This is a genomic window from Crenothrix polyspora (assembly GCF_900163755.1).
Classification (GTDB): domain Bacteria; phylum Pseudomonadota; class Gammaproteobacteria; order Methylococcales; family Methylomonadaceae; genus Crenothrix; species Crenothrix polyspora.
Window position 1 is genome coordinate 1 of the sequence record NZ_FUKI01000118.1, and the last position, 20,700, is coordinate 20,700.

7 protein-coding genes are annotated in these 20,700 nt (G+C 44.8%); 6 read left to right on the plus strand and 1 reads right to left on the minus strand.

The features are described from left to right. Positions 1-34: 34 nt before the first annotated feature. A complete protein-coding gene (locus CRENPOLYSF2_RS09690) occupies positions 35-3,439 on the minus strand; it encodes a transglycosylase domain-containing protein (protein ID WP_087143751.1) in 3,405 nt (1,134 codons plus the stop codon). A gap of 444 nt (positions 3,440-3,883) precedes the next feature. Here CRENPOLYSF2_RS09690 and CRENPOLYSF2_RS09695 point away from each other — a divergent pair, with 444 nt between their 5' ends. From CRENPOLYSF2_RS09695 to CRENPOLYSF2_RS09720, 6 genes are all read left to right on the plus strand, one after another. Beyond that, the gene (locus CRENPOLYSF2_RS09695; protein ID WP_087143752.1) at positions 3,884-7,612 is read left to right on the plus strand and encodes a pyridine nucleotide-disulfide oxidoreductase; all 3,729 of its coding nucleotides are present in this window, start codon (positions 3,884-3,886) and stop codon (positions 7,610-7,612) included. A gap of 83 nt (positions 7,613-7,695) precedes the next feature. Next, positions 7,696-8,670 (plus strand): alpha/beta hydrolase, encoded by a 975-nt coding sequence (locus tag CRENPOLYSF2_RS09700; protein ID WP_245807967.1) that lies wholly within the window; start codon positions 7,696-7,698, stop codon positions 8,668-8,670. A gap of 353 nt (positions 8,671-9,023) precedes the next feature. Further along, on the plus strand, positions 9,024-9,620 hold the full coding sequence (locus tag CRENPOLYSF2_RS09705) for a DUF11 domain-containing protein (protein ID WP_087143753.1): 597 nt from the start codon (positions 9,024-9,026) through the stop codon (positions 9,618-9,620). Between the two features lie 404 nt (positions 9,621-10,024). After that, positions 10,025-12,997, plus strand: coding sequence for a hypothetical protein (locus CRENPOLYSF2_RS09710; RefSeq protein WP_087143754.1), 2,973 nt, complete (start codon positions 10,025-10,027; stop codon positions 12,995-12,997). A 371-nt stretch (positions 12,998-13,368) separates the two neighbouring features. After that, entirely contained in the window at positions 13,369-18,747 is a 5,379-nt protein-coding gene (locus tag CRENPOLYSF2_RS09715) for a DUF11 domain-containing protein (protein WP_176371086.1), read from the plus strand. Between the two features lie 406 nt (positions 18,748-19,153). After that, complete coding sequence (locus CRENPOLYSF2_RS09720; RefSeq protein ID WP_140396838.1) at positions 19,154-20,650, plus strand: DUF6923 family protein; 1,497 nt, start codon at positions 19,154-19,156, stop codon at positions 20,648-20,650. Positions 20,651-20,700 lie beyond the last annotated feature (50 nt).

A 20,700-nucleotide genomic window follows, 5' to 3' on the forward strand; every position in this document is an offset into this window, starting at 1 on the left:
AATGACAAGTCGGCACTTAAGTCTAAATCAAAATTTAACGGGAGGGTAGCCGCTCAATGTGAGCTGTTATGTTTGTTTTTTTGTTAGTTGTTAGCAATGCTGCTGATTTTTCTGCCGGTATTTTAGTGGTGCCCGAAGGTTTTATTATCTTAGTTAATGGCGCTTTTTTAGGAGGCAAAGATTTTAAGGGTATTGTCTTTATGGCCGATAGTTTGGGTGTAAAGACATTTTTTATTGGTTTTAATGTCGTTCTTTTTATATTGGTAGGTCTAAGTGCTTTAAATGGTTTAGGCGGTATACTCGGCTTAGCTATTGCTGGATTCGGCTGTACGGGCGTTGCAATAACAGGCTTAGCAGTGGTCAGCGGTTGTGTTGCGACAACAACGCTGGCACTGGGTAATGGCTGCGCAGGTATAGCAGGTATTTCTGCTTTAACGACGGCTGTTTTATTCATTAAAGGCGACAATACCGGCTTTAAAAATTTAATGATTTGTACCGGTAATGAGCTGGTGAAATGATATTGGCCGGCATTAGGACCTTCGACGTAAGCGGTGATAACACCAAAAAAACGTTCACCCAAGAAAAAAGTAAACACCGCAGCACGGCTAATAAATTTAGATTCTATCAAGCGACCGCGCTCACCCCATATTTGTTTGCGGTGGTCACCGGTGCCGGTTTTGCCGCCAACTATTAATGCTTTGCCATTTTCATCGGTATAGACACCTCTTAGCCTTGATGCTGTACCTGCTTCAACAACGCCGGCTAGCGCACTGCGTGCCGCAATAGCCACTTCAGCTGGGAAAATACGTTCGCCTTTTTCAGCCGATTTTTTTAAAATCGTTTCATAAGGTGTGTCTTTGGCAAATTGCAGACTATCAAAACGCACGAAAGGCATTTTAATACCGTCGTTACGTATAATGCCCATCAATTCCGCTAGAGCAGCTGGTCTGTCGCCGGATGCCCCAATGGATGTGCCGTAGGAAGGTGTTAAACGGTCAAATGGGTAACCGACACGTCGCCACGCGGCATGTACTTTTTTAAAGGCTTCTTCTTCTAGTAACGACATAATACGCCGATGTTGACCGTGTTTTTTATTGCTTTTTAACAGCCATCGGTAAACATCCAGTCGTTCGCGGGTACTGGCCGCTATAATCTCCTCGCGGGTTGCTGTTGGATTTTTAGCTAAATAACTGACTAACCATAACTCCAAAGGATGTACTTTTACGATGTAACCTTGATCTTGCAAATCAAAATTTCTGGGTGAGTACTTATCGTAAAGCTCGTAAATATCTTCGCCAGCCATCTCGGCTTTAGAGGTATTTTCAGTTAAAAATTGTGTGAGCTGACTGACATCATGGTCTGGGTAAATAGCTTGATACAACATGGCTAAACGTGCAGGTTTCGCTACTACTTTTTGGGTAAGTAATTTTAATGCCTCAAGTGGTTTTTTACCTTGATAACGGGCATAAAAACGTTGCAAATAAACCCGTGCTTCACGATCAGCAAAACGCTCTAAATATTCTTTTTGTCTGACATCATTGGGGTCATCTATCCACAATGCCATGCCGTCGGGTTTGTACATATGGTGGTAAACAATGTCACGCATCATACGGATAAACACTAAGTTGACGGAATCTTTTAATGCGTGCCGAACAGTCAATATTTTGCCGTTATCGCCTTTATTAAAATTGTTAAAATGATGCACGCCGCCGCCAGTGTAAAAGCCTTCATAAGGGCTGGCGGAGTATTTACGTTCCAGTGCTTCGTAAAGCAAGTCTTGCAAATTGATGTGTGGTGAGGCTAATAAATGCTCTTTAACCCACGTTGACAAATAATCACGCGGATGAAATTGCAGGTTTTTTAATTGCTCTACGCTAAGACCTTTATATTTTTTATGTAATTCGGCCAAAATTTCCAGGTAATGCACAGTGGTTCTGAGTTTGGAGGTTGAGCCTAAGTCGATGCGAATACCTTCGTTAATGTCTAACGGTTGGTCAAAGTTATCGGTTTGTATGCGTAATAAATTGCCTTTATCGGTGCGTTCAAACAACATCAAACTGTAAACGATTGCCGACAAATCTATATTACCACTGAGCATGCGTGTGCCAAACAGTCCGGCATTAATGGCTTCTTTAGGGTTATTTAACTGGCGTAAGGCGGCGGTAACTTGTTGCTGAACTTTATAGTCAAGTGTGGTTTTAACAATTAAATCTAAACGATCCAATTCGTAGTTAGATTTTGCGCCTAAGGCTTTAGTCAAGCGTGTTCTGAGTACAGATTGGGTCTTTTTTTCGACCATAAATTGGTTCGGCGCTTTGTCTGTACGGAGCTGGCGCTTGATTTTAACTTTTAAGGCCGCGTCGCGCAGTGCGGGTGAAATGACACCTTGCGTTGTTAACAGACGTAAATAACTATCCGCTAATGTTTGCAGTGTATCGTAGCCACGGCCTAACAAATAGGTAGGGCGACGTTGCGACAATAAGATACTTAGCACTTGTCGGTAGGCCTGTGCTTGCTGTGAGGTTATCGAACCTAATTTAAGCGCGTTTGGGTTTAATAAACGATTGGTTTCAGCAAAATCCGCATCAAACCAAGCCGATAAGCCATCGCCTAAACCGTGAACTTCACCGGCTCTGGGTGTTGCTGCCAGTGGCATGGAATTTAAATAGGCGTGAGCAATTTCCTGGCGCATTTGTAGCGTATTGGGGCCTAATAAATAAGCACGTATAGAAGCGCTACTCATTTGCTTAAATTTATCGCTGAGCGAATTGGTAAAGCCATTGGGCGAATGACGGTATTTTTCAATTTGGGTCGCCAGTGTGCTGCCACCAGGAACATTGCCATTCAGCCCAAATTTGTGCGCAATCATTTGTAAGCTGGCAAACCCTAAACGATCCCATTCAACAGCAGGGTTAATCGTGGGGTTGTTTTCGCTCAGGAGCTCACGGTTTTCAATGTATAACAAGGTGTTGAGAATAATCGGCGGGATATCAGCAAAATTGCCGTAGCCGTGCGCGGGGTAAAGATTAGAAAATACTGGCTGATCGCTGCGATCAGCAATAACAAGCCCACCCTGAGTTTTTTCACGGTAAATAGCAAACAGTCCTGAATCCATAAGACTGGTCATTTTTGCCGATGCGGAGGCTTGTGCGGCAATGGTATAGCCGTTTTTTTGTAGGCGCTGCAACATGTCCGGTAAAGCCGAATAACCTAAACGCAGATCATACGGGCCATTGCCAGGATAGCGTATGGAGTTGCTAGGCCCAGAATCCAGGGTGTAACTTAATTGTTGACTAATCTCCGATAAATAACGCGCTTGATACTTGGAGGTGGCAACTTCTTCTCGTACCAGTTTAACCAGTATAAAAGCAATAACAGCCAACCCTAAGAGGGTATATAACGTTAAAAAATGGCGAATGCTTCCTCTATCTTTCTGCATGAAGGGGTAGTGTGCTTAAATCATAACAATGTTTCTGTGCATTCATTTGTTTGCGGTGCAAATAGCCGAAACGAGTCAGGTATTTTGCTTTTGATTTTATTAAAGTAAATATGACCCCTTTATTGCCGTGTTAGGCGCTTATAGCGTTACTATAGGGGGGATAAAACAGGCTGTGTGACTGATATATTTATAGCTAATTATACTCTATCTTCAATTTTTTTTTAGCTATTGTGTCAAGTAAAAAATAATCAGTGGAAATACGGAAGCCCTCTAACCAGCATGTTCGATTAATTATAGTCAGCTTTCTGTAATGTGATAGACATTACAAGTAGTAAAAAAACTTTCGTTTACTTACAATAACCCGCTAAATAACTTTTATCGCTCTAAATTCAGACTGTGTTTATCGTCTGTTTAGACAGGCGATCTAATCAAACGTAAAAATCTATGGCACAACACACTCTTACGCTGGGTATTCCAGGTTTCACTTATGCTGATCTGTACGATTCAGCGCAACTTAACGCATTGTTGGCCGTTTTCGATGCGTCTGTCAACAAACACGATGCTGAGTTATATCATAGTTTTATGACATATCGGCAATCGCAAGGTGCAGAGATGGCACCTGAGCTTATTTCTGATTTATTGGTGCGTATGGCACCTTATGTCGGCCAGTTTGTAGCAACTTTGTTTAATGTCACTGAACAGCACCAGCAGCAAAAACAGCATATCACTCAGGAAATAGAGTCGATTTTTGCCTATAAACGCGATGTGGTTGAAAAACTGGATTTCGTGTTTAAAGGCCAGGATATTGCTGAGTGGACGGATATTGAGCAGATTAAGACACAGTTTGAGTTATTAGTAGCGACGGGTTTCCCTGAAGCCAATCAAGATACCGATGCAGAGCGCCGTGTGGCAGCAGCAGGTGCGGTAATTGGCAAATTATCGGCGCACTATAAATTAATCGCCAAAAATAAGCCCAGTGATTACGACAACGCCGACCAAGTAGCGGAAATGTTACGCGGCAAACTGGCCGAAAACAGTGCGGCAGTGGTTGAGTTTAAAGACATTATTGCGCGACAAGAACCGGCTGAATTTATCGAAAGCTTAATGATTATTGTGCAACGCTGGAGTTTTTTGGCCAAGCACAACCCTGAGTTGACCGGCACATGGCTGAGTTTCAAGTTTCCTAAAAAACGTGATTTTGAACATCTGGTAGAACACGATGTGGTTGATCGTGGTGAATTTACCGCCTGGATGGGCGAGCAGCAACACCGGCGTTTCCGTGACGGCTTTAAGCTGACCGACCCGCGTTTTAATGAGCGCCAATCGCTGTCGGAAGTGGATCACTGTATTTATTGCCACGAGCGCGACACCGATTCCTGCTCCAAAGGTATGCGCAATAAAAAAACCAATACCTTCAAGGTTGATCCTTTGGGCGTGACCACTACCGGTTGCCCGTTGGATGAAAAGATTTCCGAGATGCATTTAGTCAAACGCGGCGGCGACAATATTGGTGCGTTGGCGATTATCATTGTCGATAATCCCATGTGCCCCGGTACCGGCCACCGTATCTGCAATGACTGCATGAAAGGCTGTATCTACCAAAAAACCGATCCGGTCAATATCCCGCAAATTGAAACCAATGTGCTGACCGACGTGTTGTTCATGCCCTATGGCTTTGAAATTTACAGCTTGTTGACGCGCTGGAATCCGCTCAATGTCACGCGTCCGCACATGCTGCCCTATAACGGCAAGAATGCGCTGGTGGTGGGTTTAGGCCCTGCCGGATACACCATGAGTCATTATTTGCTTAACGAAGGTTTTGGTGTGGCAGGTATTGATGCGCTGAAGCTTGAGCCTTTGCCGGTAGAATTAACCGGTGATGCCGATAGCTTACCGACACCGATTGCCGATTTTAACGACATCTACGAAGCGCTTGACCAGCGCACGCTGGCAGGTTTTGGTGGCGTGGCCGAATACGGCATTACCGTGCGCTGGGACAAAAACTTTTTGAAAGTGATTTACCTGACTTTGCTCAGGCGGCAAGCGTTCCGTGCTTATGGCGGCGTGCGTTTTGGCGGCACGTTAACCATTGACGATGCCTGGTCTATGGGCTTTGACCATATCTGTCTGGCTTCGGGTGCAGGTAAGCCGACCATTATTGATTTGAAAAACAATTTGATGCGCGGTATCCGTAAAGCCTCAGATTTTTTGATGGCTTTGCAATTGACTGGCGCGGCCAAGTCGTCATCGCTGGCCAATTTGCAGGTGCGCTTGCCAGCCGGTGTTATTGGGGGTGGCTTAACGGCGATTGATACCGCTACGGAATTGATGGCGTATTATCCGGTGCAGGTGGAAAAGCTGTTAAGCCGTTATGACACCTTGTGCAATATCTACGGTGCGGATGTTGTGCGCAGCCGTTACGATGTGGAAGAAACCCTCATACTGGATGAGTTTTTAGCACATGGCAAAGCCATACGCGGCGAGCGCCAGCGTGCGGAAGCGGCTAACGAAAAGCCTAACTTCCAGCCTTTGGTTGAAGCGTGGGGCGGTGTCACCTTATTCTACCGCAAAGGCATGAAAGACGCTCCGGCGTACCGGCAAAACCACGAGGAAATCCACGAAGCCCTGCAAGAAGGTATTGCCCTTACTGAAGGCATGAGCCCTAAAAGTGCGCTGGCCGATGAATACGGCCATTTGAATGCGGTGGAATTTGAAAAAATCGTGCAGGAAGATGGGCGCTGGAATAATTCAGGGCAGATTGTCAACGTGCCATTGCGCAGCTTGTATGTGGCGGCGGGCACGTCGCCCAATACCATCTATGAGAGTGAATACCCCGGCACGTTTGCGATGGACAAGTATTTCTTCCAGCGCTATGAGCCGGAATGGTCGCAAGGTGATTTAAAACTGGTGCCGATGGCCGATGAGACTGCACCCAAATTGGGCAAGCCTGCGCCGTTAACTTCGTACCAAAAAGACGGTAAATTTATCAGTTTTTACGGCGATAACCATCCGGTGTACGCTGGTAACGTAGTGAAAGCCATGGCCAGCGCCAAGAACGGTTACCCGTATGTGGTCAAATTGTTTGAAAAGGAATTGGCTAAGCTTAACCCTGCCGAGCAAATCCAGCGCGATGCGGCTTTAAAAGTCCTGTTTGCTAAGCTGGATGAGGCGTTTACCGCGACGATTGTTGCCATTAACCGGCTGACCCCGACGATTATCGAAGTGGTGGTGAAAGCCCCGTTAGCGGCTGAGAAATTTCATCCTGGCCAGTTTTACCGTGTGCAAAACTTTGAAGCCTTTGCGCCGGTTGAAGAAGGCACGGTGTTGGCTGCCGAAGGTTTGGCGCTGACCGGTGCGGAAGTCGATAAAGCCAAAGGCACCATCTCGTTGATCGCCTTGGAAATGGGTTCATCCTCGCGCTTGTGTGCAACCTGGCATGTCGGTGACCCCTTGGTGATTATGGGCGTTACCGGCACACCAACTGATATTCCAACCGGCCAAACCGTATTGCTCATCGGTGGCGGGCTGGGCAATGCGGTGCTGTTCTCTATCGGTAAGGCATTGCGGGCGGCGGGTAATCGGGTGATTTATTTTGCCGGTTATAAATACAACCAGGATGTGTTTAAAACCGCCGATATTGAGGCGGCTTCCGATATTATCATCTGGTCGGTGGATAATACGGCGGATGCGGTGGCCATTGAGCCGACACGCCCGCAAGATAAAACCTTTGTTGGTAATATCCTGCAAGCCATGCTGTCTTATGCTCAAGGCCAGTTGGGCGAACAGCCGATTTCACTGGCCGATGTCGATCATTTAATTGTGATAGGTTCGGATCGAATGATGTCGGCAGTGAAAGATGCGCGTTATGATGTACTAAAGCCGTATTTGAAAAAAGCCCATCATGCGGTAGGTTCTATCAATTCACCGATGCAATGTATGATGAAGGGCATTTGTGCCCAGTGTTTGTGCAAGCATGTCGATGCAGAATCTGGCAAAGAGTATTTTGTGTATTCTTGCTACAATCAGGATCAGGATTTGGATAAGGTGGATTTCAAACATTTGAATGCGCGGTTACGACAAAATACCGTGCAGGAAAAATTATCTAACTTATGGCTGGATTATTTGTTAACTAAACAAAAAGCCACGAAGGTGGATGTGGCTTTGGAAAAATAGCTTGCAACATGGTGGGTAATTCAAACATGAAAGTCCTGCATCTGATTGTGTTGCTTTTTTTATGCCACGTATTAACAGGATGTATGCCTAAAATTTATCCGCTCGGCGAAAAAAATCACTTAGCACAGATCAGTAAAGGCGTGTTTATTACTGAAGACGGTAGCCATTTGCCTTTGCGCGAATGGCTGCCGAAAGCTGACGTGCAAGCGGTCATGATTGCATTACACGGCTTTAACGATTACAGCCATTTTTTTGATCGGCCAGGGCAGTATTTTAGCGAGCAAGGCATTGCCTGTTTTGCGTATGATCAACGTGGCTTTGGTGCAGCGCCACGGCGCGGATTGTGGGCAGGTGAAGCGACTTATACAGGCGATTTGAAGGCGTTGGTTCTGCTATTAAAACAGCGTTATCCGAAGCGCCCCGTGTATTTGCTAGGCGAAAGTATGGGCGGGGCGGTTATTATTGCCGCGATGAGTAAAGCGCCTATACCTGATATTAATGGCATTATTTTAGCAGCGCCTGCATTGTGGGCGCGTTCCACGATGCCGTGGTATCAATCCAGTTTGCTGTGGACGCTATCGCACAGTATGCCGTGGCTGACCTTAACGGGTCGAGGTATTAAAATCACCCCTTCAGATAATATTGACATGTTACGCGCCTTAGGCCGCGATCCGTGGGTTATTAAAAAAACCCGCGTAGACGCGCTGCACGGCCTTACTGATTTGATGGATTCGGCTTATGCCAGTGCGTCTTTATTACAGGGTAACACCTTGGTATTGTATGGGGAAAAAGATGAAATTATCCCTAAAAAAGCGACTTATAATTTTTTACAGCAATTTTTAGTGACGCATAGCGCTGATAAAAAAGTGGCATTTTATCAGCAGGGCTATCACATGTTATTACGCGATTTACAAGCGACTATTGCCTGGCAAGACATAGCCGCCTGGATTGATAGCAGTGCTAAACAACTGCCTTCCGGTGCCGATAATCGAGCACAGCAGGTGTTAGTGGAGTGGCTTGCAGCTAATTCAGGCAATACACAGGCAAAAGTGAATTGATTTAATTTGGCCAAACTCATTTTGTGACAAAATCTCCACGCTTTTCCGTATTTTTTTGTGCTTTCAATGAATAGATAAAAATGCTTAACTTAATCTTTTAGAGGGCTTAGTAACTACCTATTTATCATAATATATTTTATATAATCAACATCTCAACATCTCAACATCTCAACATCTCAAAAATCCCTCTGTTTTTTAAGCTTTACTGTTCTGCTAAAAAAATAGACTTTTAATTTTTTTCAGCACAATTTAAAACAATAACTATACTCTCTAATAACTGATGTACGGGTTTGTTTGGCGATTATCCCGTTATTTTGTAAAAATTAATTGTTTTTGAATGGGCTGATATAAAAATGAAAATCAAATTAAATAAAATTTTATTGAAATACGTGTTGCTAGCGCCTGTTTTTTTGTTGGCAGCCGCTATTAGCCACAATGGTTATGCAGAAAGTTCACAGGCTGCGCCAGTTACTAAAAGTCAACAAACTGATCCGTTGCTTATCGTCTTGAGTAGTCAAAAAATTAACATAGACAAAAACGGCAAAGAAAGCTTTTCCAACGCCGATAAAGTAAAACCAGGTGACATGGTGCAGTACAAAGCCATTTACCATAATCGCGGCAAAACCAATCTCAGCGAATTAAAAGCCTCATTACCCATTCCCTTCGGTATGAATTATGTCGAAAAATCGGCGCGTCCTGCATCAGTGCTGGCTACGATTGATAATGTTACCTATGGTGTTGAGCCTTTAATGCGTAATGCTAAAGACAAAGACGGCAAAGATAAGCAAGAGCCCGTGCCTTATGCTGAATATCAAAGTTTACGCTGGGAAGTAGGCACATTGGATGCCGGTAAAAAAATACAAGTAACAGCGCGTATGCGCGTCAATCAATTGCCCAAGTCGGCGGCAGAATTGGTATCTAAGTCTACCGTTCAAGTCATCAAAAAATAGCAGGAGACGGACAACAAAAAGTACTTATACAGGCCTTCGAGAACAGCGATGTATCGGGCGGGTACTGAAGTCACTTAGTGCCTGCCCACTTTAGACATAAATAATATTAAACACACTACATTTGGACGGTAAAACTACCGGCTACTGAGATTTTTTGTGTCTTTAATAAGGTATTTTTAATTTGATCAAGTGTATTGCGCTAGGTCGACTAATTCTGACAACTAGATGAGTGAGGCTATTTATAGCTTCTAAAAATACTTTAATAGATATTTTGTATTGCTATTTAAAGCGGGACAGATTGCAAAGATTGAGCGTTCATTCTGCAGGGATAATCTTAATTTGTCGTGCGTTAGGTGTGCAATCGAAATTGTAGCACTTACTTTTTGAACCTTAGGGATAACATTATGATAAATAATACACAAGTGCCGCCACTGAGGCCGCGAGATTTTCTCTCGCGGCTTATCAGTGGTGGTTTTGCCGCACTCTGGCTGATATTGCTGTTTTCAGTGAGCAGTGTACAAGCAGCAACGCCATTGGCGGATGCAACCATTTCTAACCGAGCCAGTGCCGACTATACCGACACAGGTGGAACGCTCCAGCATACGCTGTCTAATGAAGTGACCACCACGGTGACGCAAGTAGGTAGTTATACATTAATTAATGACAACAACAAGCCGGTTGCCCCCGGCACTACAGTCTATATGCCGCATACCTTAACCAACACAGGTAACGGTTCGGATGTCTTTAATATTACCTTACCAGTAACGGTAGATGCCAATCTCTCCAAGGTGGCCATTTTTGCTGATGCCAACGGTGATGGTTTACCAGACAATGCAACGCCGCTTTGTATTGTAGATGATGTACCCGCATGTACCGGTACTAATGTACAAACAGGTAGCTTGACACCAGGTGGTAAGTTTAACTTTGTTGTTGCGCTGACAGTTAAAGCCACTGCGCCAAATACTACAGTTATTACTGAAGTTGTGACAGCAACACCGGTTTTAACTGCGTTGTATACACCGGCCACACTGTCTAATACCGATACATTAACTGTCGCAAATGACATTCCCGTGTTTGCAGTTAATAAATCAATAGTCAGCGGTTTGACATCAGGGCCTGCAGGAACACAAGTCACTTATAAAATTGCTTATACCAATAATGGTAATGCGGCTGGGCCTTTATATATTAAAGATATGATTGGTGATGTCGCTAATAACACCTCTGGCTTTAGTTATATTGTAAGTAAGGCTAAATGGTCAAGTGCTTCTACAGCGACATTAACTGATGCAGATGATACAGCTGATCCTACTGGTATCGCTTATCGGGCAATGCCATCAGGTGCTATCACTACGATTGAAGCGGTAGTTACTAACGTAGCGCCTAATACATCGGGCTTTATTACTTTTGATGTCTTGGTAACGCCTACAGCACCTGTCGGTACTAGCGAAACAACTAACAGTGCCACGTATGCGATGGCGACGACTACAGGGGGTACTTGTACCGTAGCTGCGCCGTGTATGACACCTGTTGGAACACCATCAACCACCAATCAATCACCCTTTATAGTATTGGGTAATTATAAGGTGGTTGCTAATAACAGTGCGACTGTGTCAACTGACGGCGATAACGTAAACGCTACAGGCTTTGATTTGGTAAAACCCGTAGGAGAAGTAGCCGGTACGCCATTAAAACCAGCACCTGGTACAACCGTTTCTTTCAATAATGAAATATGGAATACCGGTAATACCTCGGACACATTTAACATTACTATTGCTGAGATTATTGCCAATGCTTCGACAGCTTTCCCCGCAGGCACAAGCTTTCAATTGTTTAAATCTGATGGCAGTACGCCGTTATCGAGCAGCGATGCCGATGGCGTACCGGACACAGGACCATTACTGGCCGGTGAGCATTACACGGTTGTGTTAAAAGCTATTATTCCAGCAAATGCGTGTTCGTTAGTTAATTGTACAACCGCTGCTGATTTTACGGTGGGTATTACCGCGACATCTAAAGGCGATCCTACGCTTAAAAACACCGTGTTTGATCAGGTAACAGCCATTACGCCAGCCGGTGTCGATTTAACCAACGCGGGGGTATTAGGTGCAGGTGCAGGTAGTGTTGCAAGTCCTGCTATTACTGATATGGCCGTTGCTCCTGGAAGTTCTGCGTATTTTAACTTGAATGTAAAGAACTTGGGTACAGCGATTGATAACTACAGTCTCAACTACCATTTGCTCAATACAGGCAGTGCTGATCTTGCCAGTGCAGCGGCTTTTTCACCAGGGACTTTGCTAAATGGTTGGACGGTGACGTTTCATGTAAACACCGCAGGTACCGGTGTGTGTAGTGCGGCAACACTGGGCGCTACAGTGATTAATAGTGGTGCTGTGGCAGCAGGTGCTACCGCTAACTTCTGCGCCGTGGTTAAAACCTCAGTATCAGGGGTAACCGCTTCTGCCGGTGCTTATAAAACCTACTTTAAAGTGACATCAGTTGCTACTGGCGTTAGCGATATCAAGCTGGATAGCGTTACTTTGAATGCAACAAAGAATATGCTGAGCTTGATAACACCGGGTGTTGGGCAAATTCAGCCAAGCGGTACTATTGTATACCCACACAGCTTGGTGAACGGTGGTAACGCGAGTTGCGGTGGTAATTTTAAATTTGACGTAACTAACACTAAGTCTGCTGAAGGTTGGTCGTATTCGTTGTATTTGGATAAGACTGCTAACGGTATTATTGATGCAACTGACACGGCTATTGGTGGCAGTGCCAACGCACATGATGTGTTAGACACAGCCAGTATCAATTTTGGCGCTGTTACAGGTATGCCGGTTTTAACAGCAGGCTCGCAAGTGAAGTTGTTGGTTAAAGTGCAAGCGCCAGCAAGTGCTGTATCCGGTGCAATTGATGTTATTACCATTACTGCTATTGACCCTGTTGTTGGCGGTTGCGGTACAACTGCACCTATCACAGACGTTACTAACGTATTAGCGGGACAAATTCGTCTGGTTAAAATGCAGGCGGTCAGTGCTTGGAATGCTGGAGTTTGTGAGGCAGCCCCTGCTTCAGGTGTTGGTTCTTATTCAATTGGTGCGCAAAGTCAAAAACCAGGTCAGTGTATCTGGTACAAAATTGTAGCGACCAATGAAGGTGATGCGCCTGTCAGTAGCGTGATTATTAATGATGCAACACCGAGCTACACAACTTATGCAGGTTCGGGTACATGTACAGCAATGGCCAGCGTCACCGGTGTGGCTGTATTAACTGAACCAGCTTTAGGCAGTGCAGGTTCTGTTAAATGCGATAAATGGACGACAGTACCTGCCGCTGCAACTACGCAGTTGGAGTTCGCAGTACGTATTAATCCGTAAGTAATAAGTGCTTCATCGGTGGGTAAACAGTGTTTTGTTTGCCCATCGGTGCGGTTACCTTTGTTTTTGCAAATCGTCTTCTGGGTTATTTGCCAAAACACAGTCTGTCATGACTATCATCTAATCTTTCACTCTTAAACCAACATGAAGCTATTTTTTATCAGCAGTAATGACAACAGTGATTGTATTGTGAACAGCATTTTTGCTCTGCTATCTGTGGCTATTTCTTTGGCTTCTCTGCTTATTTCTGACTTATGCGCGCTATAACAGTTAATGCGGTAAGCCCAAAAAATCGCACATACGTCAGTGTCTGGCAATGTATTGTTTATTTGCTTAGTTGGCTGTTTTGTGGCGCTTATTGCGTGAGTGTTATGGCGGCTTCGCAAGATGTCAGCGTTATAAATCAAGCGGAAGTCAGTTACAAAGTACATAAAAACGGCCCGCAAGTTAATGAAAAATCGGGCACAGTAAGCGCGACTGTTTTGGTATCAGAAACCCCTAAAATCAGTGTGCAAAAAACCGCTTCCGCACCGATTGCCGTGGCAGGACAGCTTAATGTTTTTGATATTACTTATAAGATTGCCGTTAATAATACCGGCACGGTAGTGGCTAATTACATCCATCTGTCTGACAATTTGAATTGTACGTTTCATAGTTTTGATAAATCGCCAACAGTGGCGGCGTGGGAAGTGCTAAAAACACCAAAGATACTCACTGGTAATTTACTAGCTAATGCGGCTTATACCGGTAAAGCCGCGTGTACAGCTGAAGATATTGCCCATTTTGGTACTGACAACGCAGTGCAATTACTTGACGGCAGTAAAGGTTTACTAGTCGGTGAATCATCTACGGTTGAATTCACTGTGCGAATCACCCTAGTACCTGCGCAATTGAACGGCTTGACAATTGAAAACACTGCCGTGGCTGCCAGTTTAAACAGTGATGATCCTAAGAAGGAAGTGGTCGTAGTCGCCGCGTCCTCTTCCAGTAGTAAACCTAGAACAAGTCCTTTAAAACCTACCGGTGTGGTGTATAACTCACATACAAGAAAGCCGGTACAAGGTGCTGTCGTCACATTAACCCGCAACACCACGAGTTGCAAAGGACCTATTAACCAAGATCAACTACGCAATCCGTTTGCTATTAATTATGTATTTAATGCCAATGGCAGTGTCAGTATGACTACCAAGGCAGACGGTAGTTACAGCTTCTTTTTAAATACTCCCAAGGCTTGCAAGTACACGCTGAGTATTACGCCACCGGATAAGTCGGGTTTAGTTTCGCCATCGGTTAAAATCCCTGTCACATCAGGTATTGCACCGTCTGGTATTGTGCAAGAACAAGATCAGCCACCGGCAACTAACCAAGATACTCGGTATTATTTTAATCTGCCACTGGGGGCGGCTAGTAATATTTGGCACAATCATATCCCGCTTGATCCTGCGCTTCAGGCAGGCCACAGTATTTTCTTAAATAAAGAAAGTACCAAAGTTACAGCCGAAATAGGCGACATTGCACCGTATACCTTAACAATGACCAACGCTACCGGTACGGCATTGGATAATGTGCAAATACGTGATTTATTACCGCGTGGTTTTCGCTTGTTGTCAGGGTCTGTGCAGTACAGAATTAATTCTACGGCGGGTGAGGGCACTTGGAAATCAATGCCTGATCCAGCCGGTGCGCCAGGTGCGCCACTGGACTTTAATGTGACCGGTGTTAATTGGCCAGACAACGCTATTATGGAATTAACCTATCAATTGCAAATTGGGGTGGGCGTGGCCTTAGATAAAAACTCAATTAATAGCGCTTACGCAAGCAGTGGTGTATTTAATTCCAACCAAAGTTCTTGGGCGATTACTGTAGCCGGTGGGGTATTTTCCGATGATGCATTTTTAGTCGGTAAGGTGTATTTGGAAGACTGTGACGAAGATAAAGTGCAAGGTGAGCCAGACGATAAGAAACAGCGTAGTAAAGACACTAAAGCACAGAACGAAAAAGAAGTCGGTATTCCTGATGTGCGCTTAATTATGGAAGACGGGACTTCGGTGATTACCGATGTTGAGGGTAAATACAGTTTGTATGGTTTGTCCCCCATTACCCATGTGTTAAAGCTGGATACCACGACCTTACCGAAAGAGGCCAAACTGATTGTATTAGACAGTCGCAACTCTGGTAAAGGTGATAGCCGTTTTGTTGATCTTAAAAAAGGCGAGTTACACAAAGCCGATTTTGCGGTGAGCAGTTGCAATGCCGATGCCGTGGTTAAAGACGTGCAATTGCGGCGTAAAACCTTAGAAGCACACCCCGCGCAAGATGGCCAAGCCCTGATAGGCCAGCGCTTTAATGCTAATTACGCCAATAATAATCTGGTATCCGATCCTAAAGCGTTACCCGCATCGGGGGTTATTACACCGACTGGGCCACAAGCGATCAGTGCATTAGACCCTGCTGGTAAAAATAAAAATTTGGTGTATCAAACCGTGATGCCTGCAAATTTGGTGCAGTCTATGGCCGCACAGCGTTTACATGCCGAAGCGCCGAACAAACCATTGGTGATACCGTTAGAGAACATCTTGAAAAGCCTTGATAACAAACCAGGCTTTATTGAGCTGAAAGACGGCGATACCTTGCCAGATAGCGTGACTAATATTCGGGTTAAAGGTGCGATGGGATCAAGCTTACACCTTAAAGTTAACGGCGTGGATGAAGCGCTTGGGCGAGTTGGTAAAAAATCGACTTTGGCAGATAAAAATCTGGAAGCCTGGGAATACATTGGTGTTAGCTTAAAGCCTGGCAAAAATACGCTGCTATTAGAAGTGGCAGATACGTTTGGTAACGTCCGTGCCAGCCAGTCGTTAACTGTAATTGCCCCAGGGCACGCAGGTTCCATTAAGATGGATGCACCGGCAACCTCGATTGCAGACTCTAAAACACCGGTTAAAGTCACTTTGCATTTAGTGGATGATAACGGTGTACCGGTAACGGCACGTACCCAGTTAACCTTAGAACTTGATAACGGTACGTGGCTAGATAAAGATTTAGTCCCTGAAGAGCCAGGCCTGCAAGCCTTTATGGAAGGTGGCGTGGCAGAATTTACCTTGTTACCGCCAGGTAATCCGTCGGATGCGATTGTAAAGGTGATTGCTGGTAATTTGGAACAGCAGCTTAAAATTGCTTTTTTGCCGGAACTACGGCCTTTAATCGGTGCGGGTATTATTGAAGGCGTGGTTAATTTTAGAGCCGGTAAAGTGAATGTTAACGCCCCCACTGCCTATGATGCGTTTGAGCGTGAGTTACGGCATATTTCTGTAGGGGGCAGGGATGTTAAGGGTTCTGGCCGTGCGGCGTTCTTTTTTAAAGGCACGATTAAAGGCAAGTATTTATTAACTACCGCCTATGACAGCGACAAAACCACCCAACAGCGCTTATTCCGTGACATTCAACCCGATAAGTTTTATCCCATTTACGGTGATTCGTCGATAAAAGGTTTTGATGCGCAATCAACAGAACGTTTTTATCTGCGCGTGGACAGGGAAAAATCCTATGTGATGTACGGTGATTTTACCACGTCAGATAGCAGTCCTGATCGGCGCTTAAGCCAATACAGTCGTTCGGCGACGGGTATTAAAGGCCATTATGAAAGTGGCAATATCAGTGCTAATGCCTGGGGTAGCCATGACAATCTAGCGCAAAAAATCATTGAAATTGTCCCGAATGGCACATCTGGGCCATACCGCGTACCCGGTATGGATGCCTTGTATGAAAACAGTGAAAAAGTAGAAGTGCTGGTACGCGATCAAAATCAACCGACGATTATATTGGAAGCGAAAACACTCAGCCGTTTCGTGGATTATTCGATTGATTTAATGACCCATGAGATATTTTTAAAAGCCCCGCTCAGTTCGCAAGATGCTAAATTTAATCCTCGCAGCTTACGGATTACCTATGAATCTACCGACGGCGGCGCGGCGTTTTTTAAAGGCGGTGTGGATGCGCGTGTCAAGCTGACCAATAACATAGAAGTAGGCTCTTCTTATGCACGCGACGACAACCCTGAGCAAAAAATGGAAGTCATGGGCGGCACGGCGATTGTCAAATTGGGTGAAAAAACCACTTTGATAGGCGAGGTGGCCAGAACTCATACCGGCAAAAATAATAGTGAGTTAAGAGCCGCGCAAAGCAGCCAGCGCTTTGGTAATCAAACTAATATTCCTAGCAGTACGCTGCCCAGCTACATTAACCAAAATACCACCGGTATAGAAGGCGAGGGCTGGGCGGAGCGTTTGGAGTTCCGTCATGAAGGCACAGATTTAAAAGCCAATGCTCAGGTGACTCATGCCGATAAAAACTTTAATAACCCCACGTCGGGTTTTAGCCAGGGTCGCACGGAAGCTACTGCCAATGCCAAGTATAAGTTAGACGCGCAAACCAGTTTGGTAGCCGAGGCTATTTTTAGTAAAGGCAATGCGGGTGGTGGTACACGCATGGGGGTTACTGCCGGTATCGAGCGTATTTTTAATGAAATGATCAGTGCTGAATTTGGGATGCGAGCATCGCGTCCAGGCAATATTAACCTGCAACAAGGCGTGGGCGGGTTAACCACTCAGCCTGCCGGTGATTTGTTAACCGTGCGCGGTAAATTGACAGCAAAATTGCCGTGGCTAAAAGGCGCTGATCTTTCCGCCGAAGCCGAACAAGACATCTTTGATCTTAGAAAGCATATGTTTGCCGTAGGCGCGGGCTATTTGGTTAATGATCAAACGCGGCTTTACGGACGCTATGAGCTGATCTCTTCGCTAAACAGTACTTATGCGCTGAATGCCAGCCAGCAAAATAATCGCGCGGTGATTGGGGTTGAAAGTGCGTATTCTAAAAATGGTCGGGTGTTTAGTGAATACCGGATACGCGATGCGGTAAATAGCCGTGAGGCACAGGCGGCTATGGGTTTGCGCCATACCTGGGAAGTGGCGGATGGCGTAAGGTTAGGTGGTGGCTTTGAAACCACACATGCGTTTGCAGGCCAAGCTGGCAGTGATTCAACCGCTATTACCGGTTTGGCAGAATACACCGCTGACCCGCGTTATAAGCTGACCGGCAGTCTTGAAAGCCGCTTTGCCGACAGTGGTGATTCATGGTTAAACACGGTCGGGTTGGTGTATAAAATAGATCAGGATTGGAGTTTGTTGTCACGTCATGGACTGTCTATACAAGAAAATTCGTTGGATGGCAGTGCGTTGTGGCGCATGCGCCAACAAATTGGTGTGGCCTGGCGACAGGTAGATAATAACCGCTGGAATGCTTTGGGGCGCTATGAACACCGTTTAGAAGAACAAACCGGCGGTAAACTTCCTTACCACGAACACAGTCACATCGTGTCAACCCATGTCAATTATCAACCGCGTGAGGATTTAATTGCCTCTGCTCGCTACGCGCTAAAGTGGAGCGAGCAAAATCGTACTTCTACTCTTGCTGCTAAGGCGTTAACGCATTTAATTTATGGCCGAGTTACCTGGGATTTTTGGAAAGATTTTGATGCCTCCTTACAAACCAGTGCCTTTATAGATGAGTACGCTTTGCAATTTTCCGAAGGTATAGAAATAGGCTATCAAGTGGTAAATGATTTGTGGGCTTCGGTGGGTTATAACATGCAAGGTTTTGACGGTGGTGATTTAAAAGGTACCGATTACACCGCACAAGGTTTTTATGTACGGGCACGCTTTAAGTTTGATGAAGCTTTGTTTAATTAAACTATCGAGTTAGATTGCTGACGCACTGCGTCAGCTACCACATTTATTTAAGTAATTTACTATACTTAAATTTTACACATATCAATAATTAATACAGTGCCTCATAAAAGGATTTGCGACTATGACAATATTACCGCGCGTAGGCGTTAATAGATTAACCTTGCGAGTATTGCTGACTCATCGCTGGGTAACACGATACCTATTATGTCTACAGTTGTGCTATATCTCGGTAATATTGTTTTTTTATGTAATGTTTATACTGCCATCGCATAAAAAAGCCATCAAACAGCAGAATAAGTGCGGATACATCTCTGTTATTTTAAGTATTATCTTTTTTTTCATCGGACTCTTCAGCGCTTTTACTACTCAAGCTGCGGTAGGCGCATGCGCTGGATATGATGCAATTATGTATGATCCAAATACTACAGGGGGGGATAGTGGATATAACGGGTGGATTCAGCCCTATGCCGTTAAGCCAATTGGAACATTAGTTTATAAAACACTGGCAAAAACCGCTCGTTCACTGGATATATCTGTGCTCGGCTGGGGGAATGCTTCTGCGATTACCGATGGTATTGGTGACGATGCAGGATATATAGGCACAAAATATCTTGCCTCAGACTGGGATCGGTCTGTTGAATTTACCCATAAAATAGCTGCTATTGAAGCAGGTAATTATAGTTTTAACCTTAAAGCGGGTGATGACCATGTTAAGATTTACAAAAATGGTATTTTGATCTACAGCATTAAGGACGCTTACGCACAGACAAATACTGCGCCAGTCCTGATTTTCCCAAGTTATGCACTTGCATCAGGTGATGTGCTCACTGTAGTTATTATCGAAGAACATCAAGGGAATACAGCTCTAAATATTGAAATTACCCCTCTGTTTCCTTCGCCTTGTACATTAGATTATGGCGATGCTCCTGCAACTTATGGCAGGCCCACACATTCGATACCTGTTTTACCTACACTCTATTTGGGTAATGTTGCACCTGATTCTGAACTCAGCGCCGCCACGCCATTAATCGGCACAGGTGATGATGCCACCGGCACAGACGATGAAGACGGAATCACATTACCCGCCAACCTAATGATTGGCAGTAAAATAACGTTACCCGTTATCGTTAAAGGCACGGGCTATTTAAATGCGTGGTTTGATTGGAATGCTGACGGTGATTTTGCCGATCCCGGCGAGCAATTATTACCTATTGATCAAAATGTTGTGGCTGGCACAACCCAATTATCTGTTGATGTGCCAGCCACTGCGGTTGCGGGTGTAAGTTATGCACGATTCCGTCTGTGCTCCACACTGTCTAGTTGCAATACACCAACAGGTAACGCAAGTAGTGGTGAGGTTGAAGACTATCAAATAACAATCAGTAAAGGGTTTGCGGGTACGCCATATACGTGTGATGGGTATTTTTATCAAATACGGCGTGTCAGTAATGGTCCTTCACGTTTATTTCGTATAGATAGATTAAATCCTAGCGCTTATGCACAGACGGAATTACTTGACTTATCACCTTATACGCTTAATGCCCTCGCTTTAAACAAGCAAGATGGTTATTTTTATGCGCTCACCCAGCCTACTTCAGCCGCATTACAGCCAACATTAATAAAAATTGGGCAAAGTGGCACAGAGGTATTAGGTACTGTCAGTGTATTACCAAATACTAATTACGTTGCAGGCACTTTTGACAGCGCAGGCAACTATTATGTTTCCAGTGGCAATACACTCTATAAAATAAATATCTCAACCCAAACAAGTACGGCAATAACCCTATCGGGCAGCACCTTAAGCCCAGGTGACATGGCTGTTAATCCTAATGAATCGGGTGTCATTTATGCGGCAAATGTCAGTAGTCTCTATCGTATTGTAGTTAGTGGGACTAGTACTTAGTCACTCTTTAAGTGTCGGATAAAGCTTTTTCAATTTTATCCGAGCATCCT

Excerpts from the sequence above, each read along its gene's own strand:
- CRENPOLYSF2_RS09695 (WP_087143752.1), top strand. The coding sequence starts at position 3,884 with ATGGCACAACACACTCTTACGCTGGGTATTCCAGGTTTCACTTATGCT.
- CRENPOLYSF2_RS09690 (WP_087143751.1), bottom strand. The coding sequence starts at position 3,439 with ATGCAGAAAGATAGAGGAAGCATTCGCCATTTTTTAACGTTATATACC.
- CRENPOLYSF2_RS09715 (WP_176371086.1), top strand. The coding sequence starts at position 13,369 with ATGGCGGCTTCGCAAGATGTCAGCGTTATAAATCAAGCGGAAGTCAGT.
- CRENPOLYSF2_RS09705 (WP_087143753.1), top strand. The coding sequence starts at position 9,024 with ATGAAAATCAAATTAAATAAAATTTTATTGAAATACGTGTTGCTAGCG.
- CRENPOLYSF2_RS09700 (WP_245807967.1), top strand. The coding sequence starts at position 7,696 with ATGCCTAAAATTTATCCGCTCGGCGAAAAAAATCACTTAGCACAGATC.
- CRENPOLYSF2_RS09720 (WP_140396838.1), top strand. The coding sequence starts at position 19,154 with ATGTATGATCCAAATACTACAGGGGGGGATAGTGGATATAACGGGTGG.
- CRENPOLYSF2_RS09710 (WP_087143754.1), top strand. The coding sequence starts at position 10,025 with ATGATAAATAATACACAAGTGCCGCCACTGAGGCCGCGAGATTTTCTC.